This window comes from Ornithinibacillus halophilus (genome assembly GCF_900129485.1).
GTDB classification, from domain to species: Bacteria; Bacillota; Bacilli; order Bacillales; family Amphibacillaceae; genus Ornithinibacillus; species Ornithinibacillus halophilus.
The window spans coordinates 28,263-43,546 of sequence record NZ_FQVW01000026.1; the positions used below are offsets into that span (position 1 = coordinate 28,263).

Annotated in this window: 15 protein-coding genes; 10 read left to right on the top strand and 5 right to left on the bottom strand. The window is 35.2% G+C overall.

Translation table 11 applies throughout. The features are described 5' to 3' along the window. Positions 1-77: 77 nt before the first annotated feature. From BUB12_RS11075 to BUB12_RS11095, 5 genes are all read left to right on the top strand, one after another. Complete coding sequence (locus BUB12_RS11075) at positions 78-980, top strand: phosphate/phosphite/phosphonate ABC transporter substrate-binding protein (RefSeq protein ID WP_072890893.1); 903 nt, start codon at positions 78-80, stop codon at positions 978-980. Between the two features lie 178 nt (positions 981-1,158). Beyond that, a complete protein-coding gene (gene phnC, locus BUB12_RS11080; RefSeq protein ID WP_072890895.1) occupies positions 1,159-1,935 on the top strand; it encodes a phosphonate ABC transporter ATP-binding protein in 777 nt (258 codons plus the stop codon). Then, on the top strand, positions 1,932-2,741 hold the full coding sequence (gene phnE / locus BUB12_RS11085) for a phosphonate ABC transporter, permease protein PhnE (RefSeq protein ID WP_072890897.1): 810 nt from the start codon (positions 1,932-1,934) through the stop codon (positions 2,739-2,741). The genes phnC and phnE (BUB12_RS11085) overlap by 4 nt, the downstream gene beginning before the upstream one ends. Continuing rightward, complete coding sequence (gene phnE, locus BUB12_RS11090; protein WP_072890899.1) at positions 2,741-3,541, top strand: phosphonate ABC transporter, permease protein PhnE; 801 nt, start codon at positions 2,741-2,743, stop codon at positions 3,539-3,541. Before phnE (BUB12_RS11085) ends, phnE (BUB12_RS11090) begins: the two co-directional genes overlap by 1 nt. 100 nt (positions 3,542-3,641) lie before the next feature. Next, entirely contained in the window at positions 3,642-5,216 is a 1,575-nt protein-coding gene (locus tag BUB12_RS11095) for a bifunctional metallophosphatase/5'-nucleotidase (RefSeq protein ID WP_072890900.1), read from the top strand. 231 nt (positions 5,217-5,447) lie between these two features. Here BUB12_RS11095 and BUB12_RS11100 read toward each other — a convergent pair whose 3' ends face one another. The 3 genes from BUB12_RS11100 to BUB12_RS11110 all read right to left on the bottom strand — a co-directional run bounded on the left by BUB12_RS11100 (position 5,448) and on the right by BUB12_RS11110 (position 8,379). Then, entirely contained in the window at positions 5,448-6,248 is an 801-nt protein-coding gene (locus BUB12_RS11100; RefSeq protein ID WP_072890902.1) for a PepSY domain-containing protein, read from the bottom strand. 101 nt (positions 6,249-6,349) lie between these two features. Then, entirely contained in the window at positions 6,350-7,684 is a 1,335-nt protein-coding gene (locus BUB12_RS11105; RefSeq protein WP_072890903.1) for a HAMP domain-containing sensor histidine kinase, read from the bottom strand. A gap of 5 nt (positions 7,685-7,689) precedes the next feature. After that, the gene (locus BUB12_RS11110) at positions 7,690-8,379 is read right to left on the bottom strand and encodes a response regulator transcription factor (protein ID WP_072890905.1); all 690 of its coding nucleotides are present in this window, start codon (positions 8,377-8,379) and stop codon (positions 7,690-7,692) included. Positions 8,380-8,562: 183 nt separating this feature from the next. Here BUB12_RS11110 and BUB12_RS11115 point away from each other — a divergent pair, with 183 nt between their 5' ends. From BUB12_RS11115 to BUB12_RS11130, 3 genes are all read left to right on the top strand, one after another. Next, complete coding sequence (locus BUB12_RS11115) at positions 8,563-9,216, top strand: VOC family protein (RefSeq protein ID WP_072890906.1); 654 nt, start codon at positions 8,563-8,565, stop codon at positions 9,214-9,216. Positions 9,217-9,734: 518 nt separating this feature from the next. Further along, positions 9,735-10,103: an ArsR/SmtB family transcription factor gene (locus tag BUB12_RS11125; RefSeq protein ID WP_072890909.1), complete on the top strand. Its 369-nt coding sequence runs from the start codon at positions 9,735-9,737 to the stop codon at positions 10,101-10,103. Beyond that, positions 10,093-12,195 carry a heavy metal translocating P-type ATPase gene (locus BUB12_RS11130; protein ID WP_072890911.1) on the top strand — a complete coding sequence of 701 codons (2,103 nt, stop codon included), beginning with the start codon at positions 10,093-10,095 and terminating at the stop codon, positions 12,193-12,195. The genes BUB12_RS11125 and BUB12_RS11130 overlap by 11 nt, the downstream gene beginning before the upstream one ends. Positions 12,196-12,494: 299 nt before the next feature. Here the strand turns inward: BUB12_RS11130 and BUB12_RS11135 are convergent, their stop codons facing one another. Continuing rightward, positions 12,495-12,815 (bottom strand): thioredoxin family protein, encoded by a 321-nt coding sequence (locus BUB12_RS11135; RefSeq protein ID WP_072890912.1) that lies wholly within the window; start codon positions 12,813-12,815, stop codon positions 12,495-12,497. A gap of 67 nt (positions 12,816-12,882) precedes the next feature. Continuing rightward, positions 12,883-13,698, bottom strand: coding sequence for a DUF368 domain-containing protein (locus BUB12_RS11140; protein WP_072890914.1), 816 nt, complete (start codon positions 13,696-13,698; stop codon positions 12,883-12,885). Positions 13,699-13,917: 219 nt separating this feature from the next. Here BUB12_RS11140 and BUB12_RS11145 point away from each other — a divergent pair, with 219 nt between their 5' ends. After that, a complete protein-coding gene (locus BUB12_RS11145; protein ID WP_072890915.1) occupies positions 13,918-14,247 on the top strand; it encodes a PadR family transcriptional regulator in 330 nt (109 codons plus the stop codon). A 2-nt stretch (positions 14,248-14,249) separates the two neighbouring features. Beyond that, positions 14,250-14,936 carry a DUF1129 family protein gene (locus BUB12_RS11150; RefSeq protein WP_072890917.1) on the top strand — a complete coding sequence of 229 codons (687 nt, stop codon included), beginning with the start codon at positions 14,250-14,252 and terminating at the stop codon, positions 14,934-14,936. Positions 14,937-15,284: the final 348 nt, after the last annotated feature.

Sequence of the window (15,284 nt, forward strand, 5' to 3'; positions counted from 1 at the left end):
GTCTAGCATTTTTTGTAGAAATAGTATTTAATAAGATAGAAAGATTTATTATTTCTAAAATTCTTAGGAGGGTCAAAATGAAGAAACTTTATAGTTTAGTACTTGTGTTAGGTTTATCACTTGTGTTAGCTGCATGTGGTGGAAATGACGCGTCAAATCCTGATACGTTAGTTATTGGATTTGTACCATCTCAGGATTCGGGTTCAATTGCTGATACTGTTGAACCATTAGCAGAAAAATTAGGCGAAGAATTAGGTAAAGAAGTCGATCCTAGAGTTATGCAAAACTACAGTGCTCTAGTTGAGGCAATGGGGTCTAACCAAGTACACATTGGATTCATTCCAGCATTTGGTTATGTACTTGCTAACCAAGAATATGACGTTGAAGTAATCTTAAAATCCATTCGCTATGGTTCTGGTACATATAAAGCTCAATATCTAGTACGTTCTGATTCTGGTATTGAAAGCTTAGAAGATTTAGAAGGAAAAGTTTGGGCTTATGGTGATCAATTATCTACTTCTGGATACCTATTCCCAGCTAACCAATTAATGGAAGAATTCGGTTATGAATCTGCTCCAGAATTAGAAAGTGAATTTTTCTCTAACACAGTTCAAACTGGTGGACATGATAACTCAGCTCTTGAGGTTTATAACGGAGAAGCTGATGTAGCTACAACATTTGATGATGTTCGTACAGAGCTTGAAGAAGAATATCCAGACATTATGGATAAATTAACAGTTCTTACTCATACTGATGAAATTCCGAACGATACAATTTCTGTAACTAGTGAATTAGATGATGAATTAGTTCAAGAAATTAAAGATATCTTCTTGTCTTTCAATGATGATGAAGAGATGATTCAAATCATGGATGAAGTATACAACTGGGATGCTATTGATGAAGCAACAGATGAAGAATATCAAGTTGTAAAAGATACTTATCAAAAATTCAGAGACAATATTACAATCGATGATCTATAAGAAATAGGTGTAAGCGTCTTGGCCTGCCTCAGGCATAGCCTTAAACCTCGAGGGAGTAGGTTGCTTTCGCTAAAATTAATAGCAATAAAGAGGGAAGGGTAATTAACTTCCCTCTTTATTGCGTATACATCATGAAAACGAATTGAAAATTATATGCCTGTAATGGAGGATTTATATAATGATAGAATTTAAAGATTTAGGGTTAGTATACCCGAATGGGACAGAAGGATTGAAAAATATTAATGTAACGATAAACGACGGTGAATTTGTAGTAATCGTAGGATTGTCAGGTGCTGGTAAATCAACATTTATCCGGAGTATCAACCGATTGGTAACTCCTACATCAGGCGAATTATTAGTAGATGGGGAAAACATTCTTCCATACAAGGGGAAGAATTTACGCCAATTACGTACTAAAGTTGGTATGATTTTTCAAAACTATAATCTAGTTAAACGTTCGAATGTATTAAAAAATGTTTTAGCTGGACGTCTTGGTCACACAGGCACATTACGTTCTATTACTAACTTATATAAAAAAGAAGATATTGCGTTAGCTTATGAAAGCCTACAACGTGTTAATATAGACGAGAAAATTTATAATCGTGCAGACGAACTAAGTGGTGGTCAGCAACAACGTGTTAGTATTGCACGTGTTTTAACTCAAAAACCTGATTATATACTAGCAGATGAACCAGTTGCATCACTAGATCCACCAACTTCTCATCAAGTAATGCAGTATTTAAAGAAGATTAATAAAGAAGATAATATCACTACAATCGTTAACCTCCACTTTATTGATATGGCAATGGAATATGCTGATCGTATTATTGGCATGCGAGCAGGTGAAGTTGTTTTTGATGGTCCCGTATCCGAAGTATCAGAAAAAACATTCGAAGAAATTTATGGCCGTTCTATACGTGAGGATGACTTGCGTGGGGGGGCTGACGAGTCGTGACAAAAGAGAAGAAAACAATAGATTCTAAGCTATCCATTTATCCTGCAAAGACGAAAAAGCAAATAACGATTATTTTTGCAGCAGTCCTTGGGATGTACCTATTTAGTATGTTCTGGACACAACGAGATATGGCAGGTGGATTTGGCGGAGCTTTAGGTAATATGTATAGGGTTATTGAAAAGTTCTTCCCACCTAATTTTGCTGTTCTACCAGCTCTTGTTGACCCTATAGCGGAAACCATTCATATGGCTATTATAGCAACAACGATTGCAACTATCCTTACCGTTCCATTAGCCATTCTTTCCGCACAAAATGTAACAACATTTAAACCTTTGTACTATCTTACAAGAACATTTCTTAATCTATTACGTACGATTCCGGATTTAGTGCTAGCAGTAATTTTTGTAGGATTATTTGGTATAGGTGTATTCCCAGGTATTCTAGCTTTAGCCGTATTCTCACTAGGAATTTTAGCAAAATTAATCGGGGAAACCATTGAATCAGTTGATATGAATCCAATGGAAGCAATGCGTGCATCTGGTGGTAATGTATTTCAAGTAATCTGGTATGCTTTGATTCCACAAATTTTACCGCAATTTACATCTTTTGTATTGTATGTGTTCGAAATTAACATACGTGCTTCAGTTGTATTAGGGTATGTGGGTGCTGGTGGTATTGGGTTGATTCTTAACCAACAACTAGGTTTCTATAATTATCCGAATGCTATGGCTGTTATTATTGTAATATTTGTTGTTGTTATAGCTATTGAATATGTAAGTAATAAAATAAGGGAGGCATTAATATAATGGCAAGTTATACACTTCCTCCTAAACCAAAGAATTCTCTTTATAAAAAAGTAAAAAGAATTGTTATTACACTTCTTGTAATTGCTTTATATGTATGGACTTTTACTAGTATTGATATTGACTGGCAGAATGCAATGGACCGTTTTGTTCAAAACTATAACGTACTTATTCCTATGTTATTTAGTCCTGATTGGTCAGCAACTGGTGAAGTTGCACTTAAGATGTTAGAAACAATCTTCATCGCATTTGCTGGTTCATTAATGGCAGCAGTATTAGCCATTCCACTATCATTTATGGCAGCTAATAATATGATGGGTGGTAAAATTGCTGCAACAGTTGGTAAATGGATTTTATCTGCTGTACGTGCATTCCCAGATATTATTTTAGCTATTCTTTTCGTAGTTGCCGTAGGTCCGAATGCGTTTGCCGGTGTTCTAGCAATAGCAATTGGTTCTACAGGTATGTTAGGGAAAATGTTCTCTGAAATTATTGAATCGATAGATATGCAAGTTGTTGAAGCGATGCAAGCCAATGGCGCTAATAAAATTCAGATTCTTTTTTACGCGGTAATGCCACAAGTTATTCCAGAATTCCTATCTTACGCTATTTATCGCTTTGAAGTAGATATTCGTGCTTCATCCATTTTAGGTATTGTAGGTGCTGGTGGTATTGGTACAATGGTTATGTTCGCATCCCAAAACCGCGAATGGAATGAAATGGGAACAATTTTACTTGGTATCATTATTGTAGTAACAATTATCGACTTTACATCTGCAAGAATAAGAAAGAAAATTGTATAATAAAACTAGAAGGAACGAAATTAAGGATTTATCTTAATTTCGTTTCTTTATTAAAAAGCTGTAATTCAAGCTGTCTAGCGTTCAGAAAGGATGTACTTTTTTGAGTAATTCAACACGTATTAAACTATTATATACAAGTGATGTTCACGGCAATGCTATGCCAGTTCTATATGGTACGAATGAGCCTGCTGAACTGGGCCTTAGTAAATATGCAACAATTGTAAAAAAGTCTAGAAAAGAAAACGAAAATGTCATTGTTATTGATAATGGAGATTTAATTCAAGGTACACCTTTGATGACACATTATGTTAAAGAACATAGTCATAAAGAAAATCCTATGGTTGGGATTATGAATCACCTTGAAGTTGACGCTGGGGTGATTGGGAACCATGAATTTAATTTTGGCAAAAAGATTTTAGATGATGCCATCTCTCAATCTACCTTTCCGTGGCTTTCTGCCAACATTGTAGATAAAGAAACTGGTGAACCTTATTTCGGGATCCCTTATAAGATTGTAACAGTGAATGAAATTAAAGTTGCAATTGTCGGGGTTACGACACACTATATCCCGAACTGGGAATCACCAGAACATATTAAAGGTCTACAGTTTAAAGATGCATGCAAAACATTAAAACAATGGGTTGAAAAAGTACATGCAACAGAAAATCCTGATGTATTAATTGCTTGTTACCATGGTGGATTTGAAAGAGATATCGAAACTGGACAAGTAACCGAAAACTTGACTGGTGAAAATCAAGGGTATGAAATGTGTCAAAATATAGATGATATCGATGTACTTTTAACAGGCCATCAGCATCGAATACTAACAGGTAAAATTAACGATGTATTAATTGCACAGCCTGGGAATAACGGAAAAATGTATGGTGAAATCAGTATAGAATTACAAAAACAAGATGGAACATGGTCCATTACAGATAAAAGTGCTTCCATACATACGTTGGAAGGGGTAAACCCAGACCCAGCAATAATGAACTATATGAAAGAAATAGAAACGTCTACACAGGAATGGCTTGACCAACCAACTGGTCACATTGATGGAGACATGACGATTGAAAACCCATTACAAGCAAGAATAGAAAAGCACCCTTTTATTCAATTCATTCAAAATGTACAAATGGAGGCCAGCGGAGTAGATATATCCGTAACATCCCTTCTTAATAACGAGTCAAAGGGATTTCAGCCAGTGGTCACAATGCGTGATATCGTTGCAAACTATATGTATCCTAATACTTTAGTAGTACTGGAATTAACGGGTAGAGACATTCTAGAAGCATTAGAGAAAAGCGCAGAGTATTTTGTCCTTCAAGATGGTGAAATTGCTGTTAATCCAGCCTACATCGAACCAAAGCCCCAGCACTATAATTATGACATGTGGGAAGGAATTGAATATACCATAAATGTGTCCAAGCCTTTTGGTGAGCGTATTGAGGATGTAACATATAAAGGTCATCCACTAAATAACGATTCAATTTACCATGTTGTATTAAACAATTACCGTGCTAGTGGTGGTGGAAATTATGATGTATTTAAAAATAAACCTGTTGTCAAAGAAATCCAAAAAGATGCTGTAGAATTGATTCATTCTTATTTTGAAAAACATAAAGTCGTAAAGGCCGATGTATTTAGAAATTTCGCAGTTACTACTAATAATTAAATAACTTATTTACTTTTTTGATGAATCCTCATTCCGTTATTTACTTGAAAACACCTGGTTTAGGCATATTGATGAATCCTCATTCCGTTATTCATCTTTTTTCACCTTATTTTCGGCGATTTCTGAAGTATAACGGAACCAGGATTCATTTCAACCTTTTTTATGCTGTCTTTCTGGAGTATAACGGAACCAAAATCCGGATGCTTTTAATCCTCTTTCCGTTTTATTTAATTAGTCATCGTTATCGTCGTCATCATCGTCATCGTCGTCATCATCGTCTTCGTCATCGTCAAAATCTGCATCAATTGATATTACAATGATTTCACCAGTAAATGCATCGATTTCAATCTCAGCCTCGCCCCTTGATGACTCAACTTCTATTTCGTAAATTAGACGTCCATCATCTTCATCTAATTCTAAATCTGTCACTTTTCCAGCATACTGACCTAAAGCTATTTTTTTAGCAGCTTCAGCACTTATTGTAGTTTTCTTTTTATTGGTATCTTTTTGCTTACGATCATCTGCATCGTCGTTATCATTCTTGGTTTTTTCAGACTTTGGTTTTTCTTTTTTTACGTTGTTATCTTGTTTTTTATTATCATCATTCGATTTATTTGTGTTGCGGTCATCTGCATCGTCATCATCTTTTTCAACTTCTTTTTCTTTCATTTTTACTGGCTCTTCAGAGGAATCCTTGTCAGCTACTGCTTTATTAGTAGAATCTTCTTCTTTATTCTTTTTACCGATAATGGTTTTTTCTTTTAGCTTAAGTATTTCACCTGAGGTTGCATCCATTTTTAGTTCATATTCTTTTTCATCATTTTTTACTTCGACTTCATAAACTGCTTTATTTTTTTCTCTCTCTAATTCAATCTCAGTCACTGTACCCGGATATTGTGATAATACCATTGTACGAATTTCCTCAGTAGTTAAGATATTCCCAGAATCAGATGCATTGGAATGATAAATACCAAGCCCAAAGACTGCCGTTAATACTACTGCTCCAATCGTAATCATTAATTTTTTGTTCATAACAATTACCTCCTTCTCTTTATACTTTCATCTTACACATCAAGAATGAAAGAACTCTGTGAGGAAGATTAGAATTTGATGAGAAATTATTAAAATGCTACTCATATAGGAAGACATATGGTAAATGTAGACCCTTCACCAATGGTACTCTCCACTGTTAAAGACCCTTTATGAGATTCTATAATAGTTTTAGCAATGGCTAAACCAAGACCTGTTCCTCCAGTGTCCCTGCTTCTAGCTTTATCTACACGATAAAAACGATCAAAGATACGAGATTTATCTTCTTCACGAATCCCTGGTCCAAAGTCAGTAACCATCAATTTAACCATTTTTTGCTCTTTCTCCAATTGAACTAGAACTCGATCATTACTATATTTAAGAGCATTATCAACTAATATATATAAGACCTGTTTTATCTGATTCATATTTCCTTCAATAAGAATCTTTTCATCAGTTCTAACTAACTCAATTGTACGGTCATAAGCACCTTTAAAGGCTGTAGTAACATCTACACATACAGAAGCAAGATTAAACTGTTCCATCTCGGCTTCCTCTTTATTTTTAGCTAATGACAGCATTTGCTCCACTAATTTTTGCATTCTGTCTGCCTCTGAACTTATTGCCTCTACTGATTCACTTATCAATTCTGGATTCTCACTGCCTCTTCTTTTGATTAAGTCTGCATAACTCTTCACAATTGATATTGGTGTTTTCAATTCATGGGATGCATCAGAAACAAATATTTCCTGTTTTTCATAATTCTCTTTTAGCTTATCAATCATATTATTATAAGCCTTCTCTAATTCATGAAGTTCATCTTTTGATTGATTATCTACGTCAATCTTTTCCCATTTAGCATGTCTAGTGTTTTCATTCATTGCACGATTAAGTGCTTGAATCGGTTTTAAGAGAAAACGACTTAATACATTTCCAGCAATAACTGTTGGGATTAAAATAATTAGTGATGCGAGAACTAAAACATAAAAAAGAACTCTCATATTTTCTGATAAAGTAGCAAGATTTTTAGATACTTGTAAAGTTACTACTTCACCATTCATCCATATGATCGGTTTTGTTATTACAGCAAATATTTCACCATTCTCTAACGTAACAATGGACTGTGTCTCACCTACATGATATTCAGCTGGCAATTCAAAAAAGGCTTTATCCCGAGAATGAACTTGTGGATCACCAACTTCAGGAATCACTCGAATCATTCCATCAATTGGTAAAAACGCTTTGAGAAACTCATCTTCTGCGATTGATGGATTATCATTTAGCGAGGTTACAATCGTATCTGTTTGGTCCTTCAATTCCTCTAATTCACTATCTGTTGATAATTTATAGAAAAGAAAATAAACCGACGTATTAATAATTAAAATTAAAATAACCATAAATAAGCTAGAGAATAACTGAATTTTTGTTTTTAGTTTCATTGCACTCAATCCTTAATGGTATATCCAACACCACGTACGGTTTGGATATAAACTCTTTCAAACCCTTTATCAATTTTTTGACGTAAGTACCGGACATACACATCAACTACATTTGTTTCACCAAAATAATCATAGCCCCATACCTTCTCAATTAATTTCTCTCGGGTCATGACAATGTTTTTATTTTCTAAAAGACACACAAGTAAATCATATTCACGCGGAGTTAAATCAATGGTCTTATCTCCACGATACACTTCCCTGCTATCTAGATTTACTACTAAATCACCAACAGAAAGTTCATTGCTTGGTTTTACTGTTGTGATTGGTTTTCTTAAATGGGCACGAATCCGAGCTAATAATTCTTCAATTTGAAACGGTTTTGTTACATAATCATTTGCTCCTAAATCAAGCCCACTTACTTTATCATGAACTTGATCACGTGCTGTGAGTAAGATGATAGGTGTCGCATCATCATTTCTTCGTACTCTTCTAAGTACTTCCAAACCACTCATTTCTGGAAGCATAATATCTAATAAAACGAGATCCCATTGTTTATCAATCATCATTCGCAATGCTTCTTTTCCATTATCAGCTATCTCTGTATCATAATTTTCATAGCTTAGCTCTAATTGTAATACACGGCTAAGTTTTTTTTCATCTTCTACAATCAATATTGATGGATTAGATTCACTCATAGTACTCCCCAATCTTTCATGTTTTTGTTTATAGATTCATTTAGTTAGTTTCTAATAATATAACAGAATAATTAAGTAGATGTAACGAAAATAAAAAACATAATCAAACATTTTGCAAATAAGATAGTCAAAAGTAGATAATAGTATTATCTAAACGGAATATTAACGAAGGGAGTGATTGAATTGCTAGCTTTAGATCATATCGTATTTGCTGGTAAAAACGCAGAAGAAGCAAGTCAAAGATACGGAAGCAAATTTGCGATTAAAGCAATTAAAGGTGGCGAACATGAAAATTGGGGGACTTATAACTATTTGGCGTACTTCTCTAATCATAGTTATATCGAATGGATGGGGATTCAAAATGAAGAGGTTGCTGAAAATAGCAACAACCCACTTATTCAACATCTAATACATCATATCAAGAATGGAGAACCTGGTCCATTTCAAATTGCTCTTAGAACCGATCAAATGAATGATTACATTAATCATTTTAAAAAGAACAATATCGCCTTTAAAGGGCCTTTTGAAGGACATAGAATTAGACCAGATGGTACAGAGTTAAAATGGCGAATGCTATTTCCTAGTTATGACTATACAAAGGAAATGCTACCATTTCTAATTGAGTGGGATGAACCAATTCGATTAACTGGACCAAATGTTGCCAGTTTATCGAATCCTCAAGCAATTACTGATATTTATTATGGTGGTGTTGATAAAGAAGTCTTTGCTCACATATATCAATTAAAACCGAGACGCTTACTAAAAAACCAGTTAACAATTCAAAATACAAAGATACATTTTAACAAGGAGCGATTACTACAATTCCATTTAGCTTAATGGGGTGCAGGGAAAGTTGCTTGTCCCAGGTGGGGCGCGGGGACAGGTTCCTGTCCCAAATAAGTATAAGTTGCTTGTCCCAGCGTTCTATATTGGTATGTAGTGCTAGGATCTTCGTGTTCTAGTGCTTTTTCTTGCAAAATAGAGGAATGTCGTTCCACCTTATAATCCAAGCGGTCCATGGTTCCTCTATTTCTCCAAAAAGCGCCTTTTTCATGGTGCAAAGGGGCCCTCATTCCCCTATTCCTCAATTTCCCTGCTTTTTTACACCGAAATCAGCAAATAGCGGAACCACAATCCCTTTCCTTTACTTTTTCCTGTGTTTTTTTAAATAAAGGAATGTCGTTCCACCTCAAAATCCAAGCGACCATGGTTCCTTTATTTCATCAAATGTAGTAACAGTTAGCCCCCTATAAAGCTCAAACCAGCCTATTCTCCGTATATCCTTTGACATTCAAACCATCACTTGAATATACTTTAATCAAACAGGTATTTGAATGAGGGGAGTTTTTTTATAGATGGCCAAAGATATTTGTGAAGTAACTTGTATTCACACTGATAAAGTAGATCAGGTGAAAAAGCAGTTAGGTAAGTTACCAATTCTTAAAATTTCTGCATTATATAAGCTGTTAGCTGATCCAAACCGCTTGCAAATTGCATATGCACTAACCCTGGAAGATGAGTTATGTGTATGTGACATTGCAAATATTATTGGGGCTACAACAGCGACCACATCACATCATTTGCGACAATTGCACAAAGCAGAGATTGCTACCTATCGAAAAGAAGGGAAACTTGTATACTACTCTTTATCCGATTCAACAACAAAACTCCAAATATTAAATACGATTAGGCAGTTAAAGGGGATTACAAATTATGCAGGATAACAGTCAGCAAAAAGTATTTCAGGTCCAAGGAATATCATGTGCTAACTGCGCTAAAACCTTTGAGAAAAACATTCAACGTATGGAAGGTGTGCGAGAAGCGGAGGTCAATTTTGCTGCATCTAAGGTCACCGTATTAGGAGAGGCAACGGCAAATGATATTGAAAAAGCTGGGGCCTTCGAAAATATAAAAGTAGTTCATGATGATTTAGAAGACACCGGAAAGAAAGAGCCTTTTTTCATTCGCTACGATCGCCTAATCTTGGCTAGTATACTAATAATCTTTGGCATTGTAGCTATAAATCTATTCGACGGATCCCACTATTTAACTATTTTGCCATTTGCATTATCCATTCTAATTGGTGGAATTAAGTTATTGCGGGCTGGTTTGGTGAATTTAACTCGATTACAGTTTGACATGAAAACCCTTATGACCATTGCAGTTATTGGAGCGGCCATTATTGGAGAATGGATGGAAGCTGCAATTGTCGTCATATTATTTGCTATCAGTGAAGAACTTGAAACCTACTCCATGGATAAAGCGCGTGCCTCTATCCGATCACTTATGAGCATAGCGCCAAAAGCTGCTACTATTATTAGAAATGGTCAAGAGCAGAAACTCCATATTAAGGATATTTTGATAGGTGACATCATGCTAGTCAAACCTGGGGAAAAACTTGCTATGGATGGAGTAGTTATTAAAGGTACCTCATCCATTAATCAAGCTCCTATAACGGGGGAATCAATTCCAGCTGAAAAGCACATCAATGATGTAGTATATGCTGGAACAATCAATCAAAATGGCTTTCTAGAAGTCAAGGTTACTAAAAGGTCAGAAGATACAACCATTGCTAAAATCATCCACTTAGTGGAAGAAGCACAGGGAGAAAGAGCACCTTCTCAAGCCTTTGTCGACCGTTTTGCAGCATATTATACACCGATTATTATGGGAATTGCATTACTAGTTGCCATCACTCCTCCACTGTTCTTTGGAGGTTTGTGGGAAACTTGGGTTTATCAAGGTCTAGCTGTACTAGTTGTTGGTTGTCCATGTGCACTAGTCATCTCAACACCAGTTGCAATTGTAACGGCAATTGGTACAGCCGCAAAAAACGGGGTTCTCGTAAAAGGTGGCGTCTATCTTGAACAAATTGGTGCATTAAAGGCAATTGCCTTTGATAAAACAGGAACATTAACAGAAGGGAAACCTGTTGTAACAGATATCAAATTCTTTAAGGATAACCAAGAAGAAACCCTTCAGATCTTAGCTGCGCTAGAAAGTAAATCACAGCACCCACTGGCTGAAGCAATTATCAACGAGGTGCAAAATAGAAATATTTCTTATCAACATCTTGTCATTAACAATTTTGAAGCCATTCAAGGAAAAGGGATACAAGGGGAAATAAACGGAAAGCAATATTATTTAGGTACACCGAAGTTATTTAATACGATTGAAGATGATATTGAGAATGTTATCCACCGATTTCAGCAATCTGGTAAAACCATCATGATCCTTGGTACAGATCAAGAAATTTTTGCATTTGTTGCTTTAAGAGATGAACCTAGAGATGAAAGCAAAAACGTGATTCAACACCTTCACCAATTAGGTATACATCATTCGGTTATTCTCTCAGGTGACCATCCAGAAACAGCTCGTGCATTAGGAAAAGAACTAGCAGTAACTGAAGTTAAAGGTGGCTTATTACCAGAAGATAAACTTCAATATATTAAGAATTACCAAAATCAATATGGAAATATTGCGATGATTGGTGATGGAATGAATGACACCCCTGCTCTAGCTACTTCAAATGTTGGAATTGCTATGGGGACTGCAGGAACAGATAGTGCATTAGAAACGGCAGATGTTGCCCTTATGGGGGATGATTTAAGAAAACTTCCTTTCACGGTGAAACTAAGCAGAAAAGCACTTTCCATTATCAAACAAAATATCACCTTCTCTATAGGAATTAAGTTATTCGCACTTCTTCTAGTCATTCCAGGATGGCTAACCCTATGGATTGCAATTTTTGCAGATATGGGAGCAACACTATTAGTAACGCTAAACGCATTACGATTATTGAATGTGAAAGAGTAGAGATAATATATGTGGTGTTGTGGAGGAACCCATGAATATCTGAAAGGACATTTATTCCTCTATTTTTATCTTTTTGCTACTTTTTACATTTTTTGGGACATATATTCCTTTATTCCTTATATATTGTGGCCTTTCAGGTTAGTTTTCATGAATTAACGGAACAATTGTCCAATGCACTAGTAATTTCAATGTTCTTGGCAAATTAACGGAATAATTGTCCGAAACCCGTTGTTAGTGGACTTTCAGGCTAGTTTTCATGTTTAAAAAGAAGCGCCTAATATTTAATAGGCGCTTCTACTTTATCCTAATTGTTGGTGTAAGAATTCTGTAACGGAATCAGGAGTCTTTGTGTAAGCACTATGTTGGTGTGCTTTCTTTTCTCCATTTTGGAAAATTAAAATGCCAGGGATTCCCATTACTTCATACTTTTCAGCAATCCCTTTAATTTCATCGCTGTTTACTTCATACCATTTATAATTATTAAATTCTTCTAAGATGCCATCAATAAACATGTTCATTCGTTTACAGTCAGGACACCAATCAGCATAAAATTTTACGATGACTGGCTCTTCGCTATTTATGATTTCATTAAACTGTTCTTCCGTTTGAATATGTTCCATCCTTCAACACTCCCATCTATTTTATCCTTATTGTATCGATTATTCCCATACTTGTCTTATAGTTTGCTTATTCCTTATACTCCACTTTTCCCAACACATAAGCAACAAATAATCCAATGGCAAACGTTGCCACACTAAAACCTACAATAGTCATTTCTGTTGGCCATCCAGGGAAGATAGCAAATACCGAACCAATAACTAGACCTATTATCATCGCAAATGTACCTGTATGATAATTCGTTAAAAAGAAATTAATAATCTTACTCATAGAAAGAATACCAAAAAGAATCCCAAAACCGACAACGATAATGATGTCTAACTGCAAGTCACTTATGGCTGCGATAACCGTATAATAAGCACCCATTACTAGTAAAAGGAAAGCACCACTGATTCCTGGTAAGATCATCGCAGCACTAGCTATAAACCCTGAAAAGAATAATAATAGATATGTTTTTAAAGTGAAGTCTTGGATAACTGCTTCTTCTGCTTCTTGTAAAAAACCAATGGAAGCAACAATGCCAGTACCAATGATTAGGAGGACAATATGTTTCCATTTAAATTTTCTTCTAGCATCTGCTTGCTGAAATAAATGTGGTAAAATCCCTAAAATTAATCCCAAAAAGAAAAAATTCGTAGGAATTGGATAGTTATCAAATAAAAACTTAATCAATTTTGCAAGTGAAAAAATGGCAATAACTACACCTATCCCTAATGGAATTAAGAAACTAAGATGTTTTTTCCATTCCCTGCTAAATATACCGTTGATAGCAGCTATCAAACGATCATAAATACCTAATAATACAGCAATTGTACCTCCACTTACACCCGGGATCGTATCACTAGCTCCCATCAATATTCCTCGATAAATATTTTTCCATTCCATTTTTTTATCTCCTTCTATTGTTAACTAACTGTAAGTCATACGTTTGGTATGTATTTCTAAACTTGTCTTTCTTACTCTATGTAAAATGCTACAACTAATATTACCAAAATTCACTTGCAATTTATAGTCAGAGTTCTATATAATAGATATAAGCTACTTTGCATTACAAGGTAGCTGTTATTTTAAGAATGTATCTTGCATTACAAGGTAGGTATGGAAATGTCATTACGAAGCCAGTTACTTAAAGGGATATTAGAAGGGTGCATACTCGCTATTATTAATCAGCAAACTGTATATGGTTATGAATTATCTGTAAAGCTCCAACAGTTTGGATTAACTGATGTAAGTGAAGGATCCATTTATCCCATTCTCCTTCGTTTACAAAAGGAGAAGTTAATTGAAGGTACTTTAAAAGAGTCTCCATCAGGACCTAAACGAAAATACTATCACCTAACTAAAGAAGGTCAAGAGGCACTGAAAGAATTTATCATTCAATGGGATTCTGTAAAAATCCCCGTAGACAACATTCTAGAAAAGGGAGGGAATTAAAATTGCATTCTAAAGAAATTATCGAATTAAACAATCATTTACGTGAAGAACTTACTGAAGAGAATAAAAAGCTCTACGAAAATATGATTATTTATATCCGTACAACTTCTAACAAATCGGAACAACAAACCGAAGAAGTATTACTAGAAATACTAGAACATTTTGTTCAAGCGCAGAAAGATGGTAAAACTGCTTCTGAAATCTTCGGAAACAATATAAAAGAATATTGTGATGAAATTATTCATGAGATTCCTGGTGAGAAACGCAACAAGAATATAAAATTTGGATTATTCATTGGCATTCAGTATCTAGCCTTAATTAGTTTCATTTTCGGAGTGACTAGTTTTGGAATCAACTACTTCTTTGATCTAGGATCGAATGTTCTTACTTTTTCCGTCGGTTCCGGGCTTGTTGTAATCGGATGTTATTTATTATTACTATATCTTTTAGTAAAAATAATCTTTAAGATGATTCAAAAAACAACCTTTCTAAACATTAAAAAATGGGTAGAGTTTTTACTGACTTGGTTGTTTTTAACTGCATATATCACATTATTCTATTTCATTCCAAAACTTATCCCATCATTTGGAACAACCCTGTCTATCCCAATCATTGCATTAGGGGTAATAGGTGGAGTTCTATATCTGGGTACTATTGTTGTAGATAGGAAATTACGATTCACTAAATAGAGGTTGGGACATAACTAAAAAGTCATTGCCAAAGACGAACAATTTGCTAGCTAAGCGGAGGGAATATACGTAGACTCCTGTGGGAGCAAAGGCATCGGTGAGACCCCACAGTGCGATAGCACGAGGAGGCTCACCAGCCGCCCACGGAAAGCGAAGTATATTTCCGTAGCGATGATTTTTACCAAACATAACATTGTTCGGGTTTGTGCTTTATTAGAATACTTTTGTCCCAGCCTCTTATCCTTCTATAAACTCCAATTCTGGCAACCATTGCGCCATGTGTTCCTTAATTTCCTCATAGTGATAGCTTGCATTCGGTAAGTCACTTTCTGTTAGTTGGTACATTGG

What these genes read in the sequence shown, in the direction of transcription:
- phnC (WP_072890895.1), top strand. Translation starts at nt 1,159, where the DNA reads ATGATAGAATTTAAAGATTTAGGGTTAGTATACCCGAATGGGACAGAA.
- BUB12_RS11100 (WP_072890902.1), bottom strand. Translation starts at nt 6,248, where the DNA reads ATGAACAAAAAATTAATGATTACGATTGGAGCAGTAGTATTAACGGCA.
- BUB12_RS11125 (WP_072890909.1), top strand. Translation starts at nt 9,735, where the DNA reads ATGGCCAAAGATATTTGTGAAGTAACTTGTATTCACACTGATAAAGTA.
- BUB12_RS11140 (WP_072890914.1), bottom strand. Translation starts at nt 13,698, where the DNA reads ATGGAATGGAAAAATATTTATCGAGGAATATTGATGGGAGCTAGTGAT.
- BUB12_RS11105 (WP_072890903.1), bottom strand. Translation starts at nt 7,684, where the DNA reads ATGAAACTAAAAACAAAAATTCAGTTATTCTCTAGCTTATTTATGGTT.
- BUB12_RS11130 (WP_072890911.1), top strand. Translation starts at nt 10,093, where the DNA reads ATGCAGGATAACAGTCAGCAAAAAGTATTTCAGGTCCAAGGAATATCA.
- BUB12_RS11145 (WP_072890915.1), top strand. Translation starts at nt 13,918, where the DNA reads ATGTCATTACGAAGCCAGTTACTTAAAGGGATATTAGAAGGGTGCATA.
- BUB12_RS11135 (WP_072890912.1), bottom strand. Translation starts at nt 12,815, where the DNA reads ATGGAACATATTCAAACGGAAGAACAGTTTAATGAAATCATAAATAGC.
- phnE (WP_072890899.1), top strand. Translation starts at nt 2,741, where the DNA reads ATGGCAAGTTATACACTTCCTCCTAAACCAAAGAATTCTCTTTATAAA.
- BUB12_RS11075 (WP_072890893.1), top strand. Translation starts at nt 78, where the DNA reads ATGAAGAAACTTTATAGTTTAGTACTTGTGTTAGGTTTATCACTTGTG.
- BUB12_RS11110 (WP_072890905.1), bottom strand. Translation starts at nt 8,379, where the DNA reads ATGAGTGAATCTAATCCATCAATATTGATTGTAGAAGATGAAAAAAAA.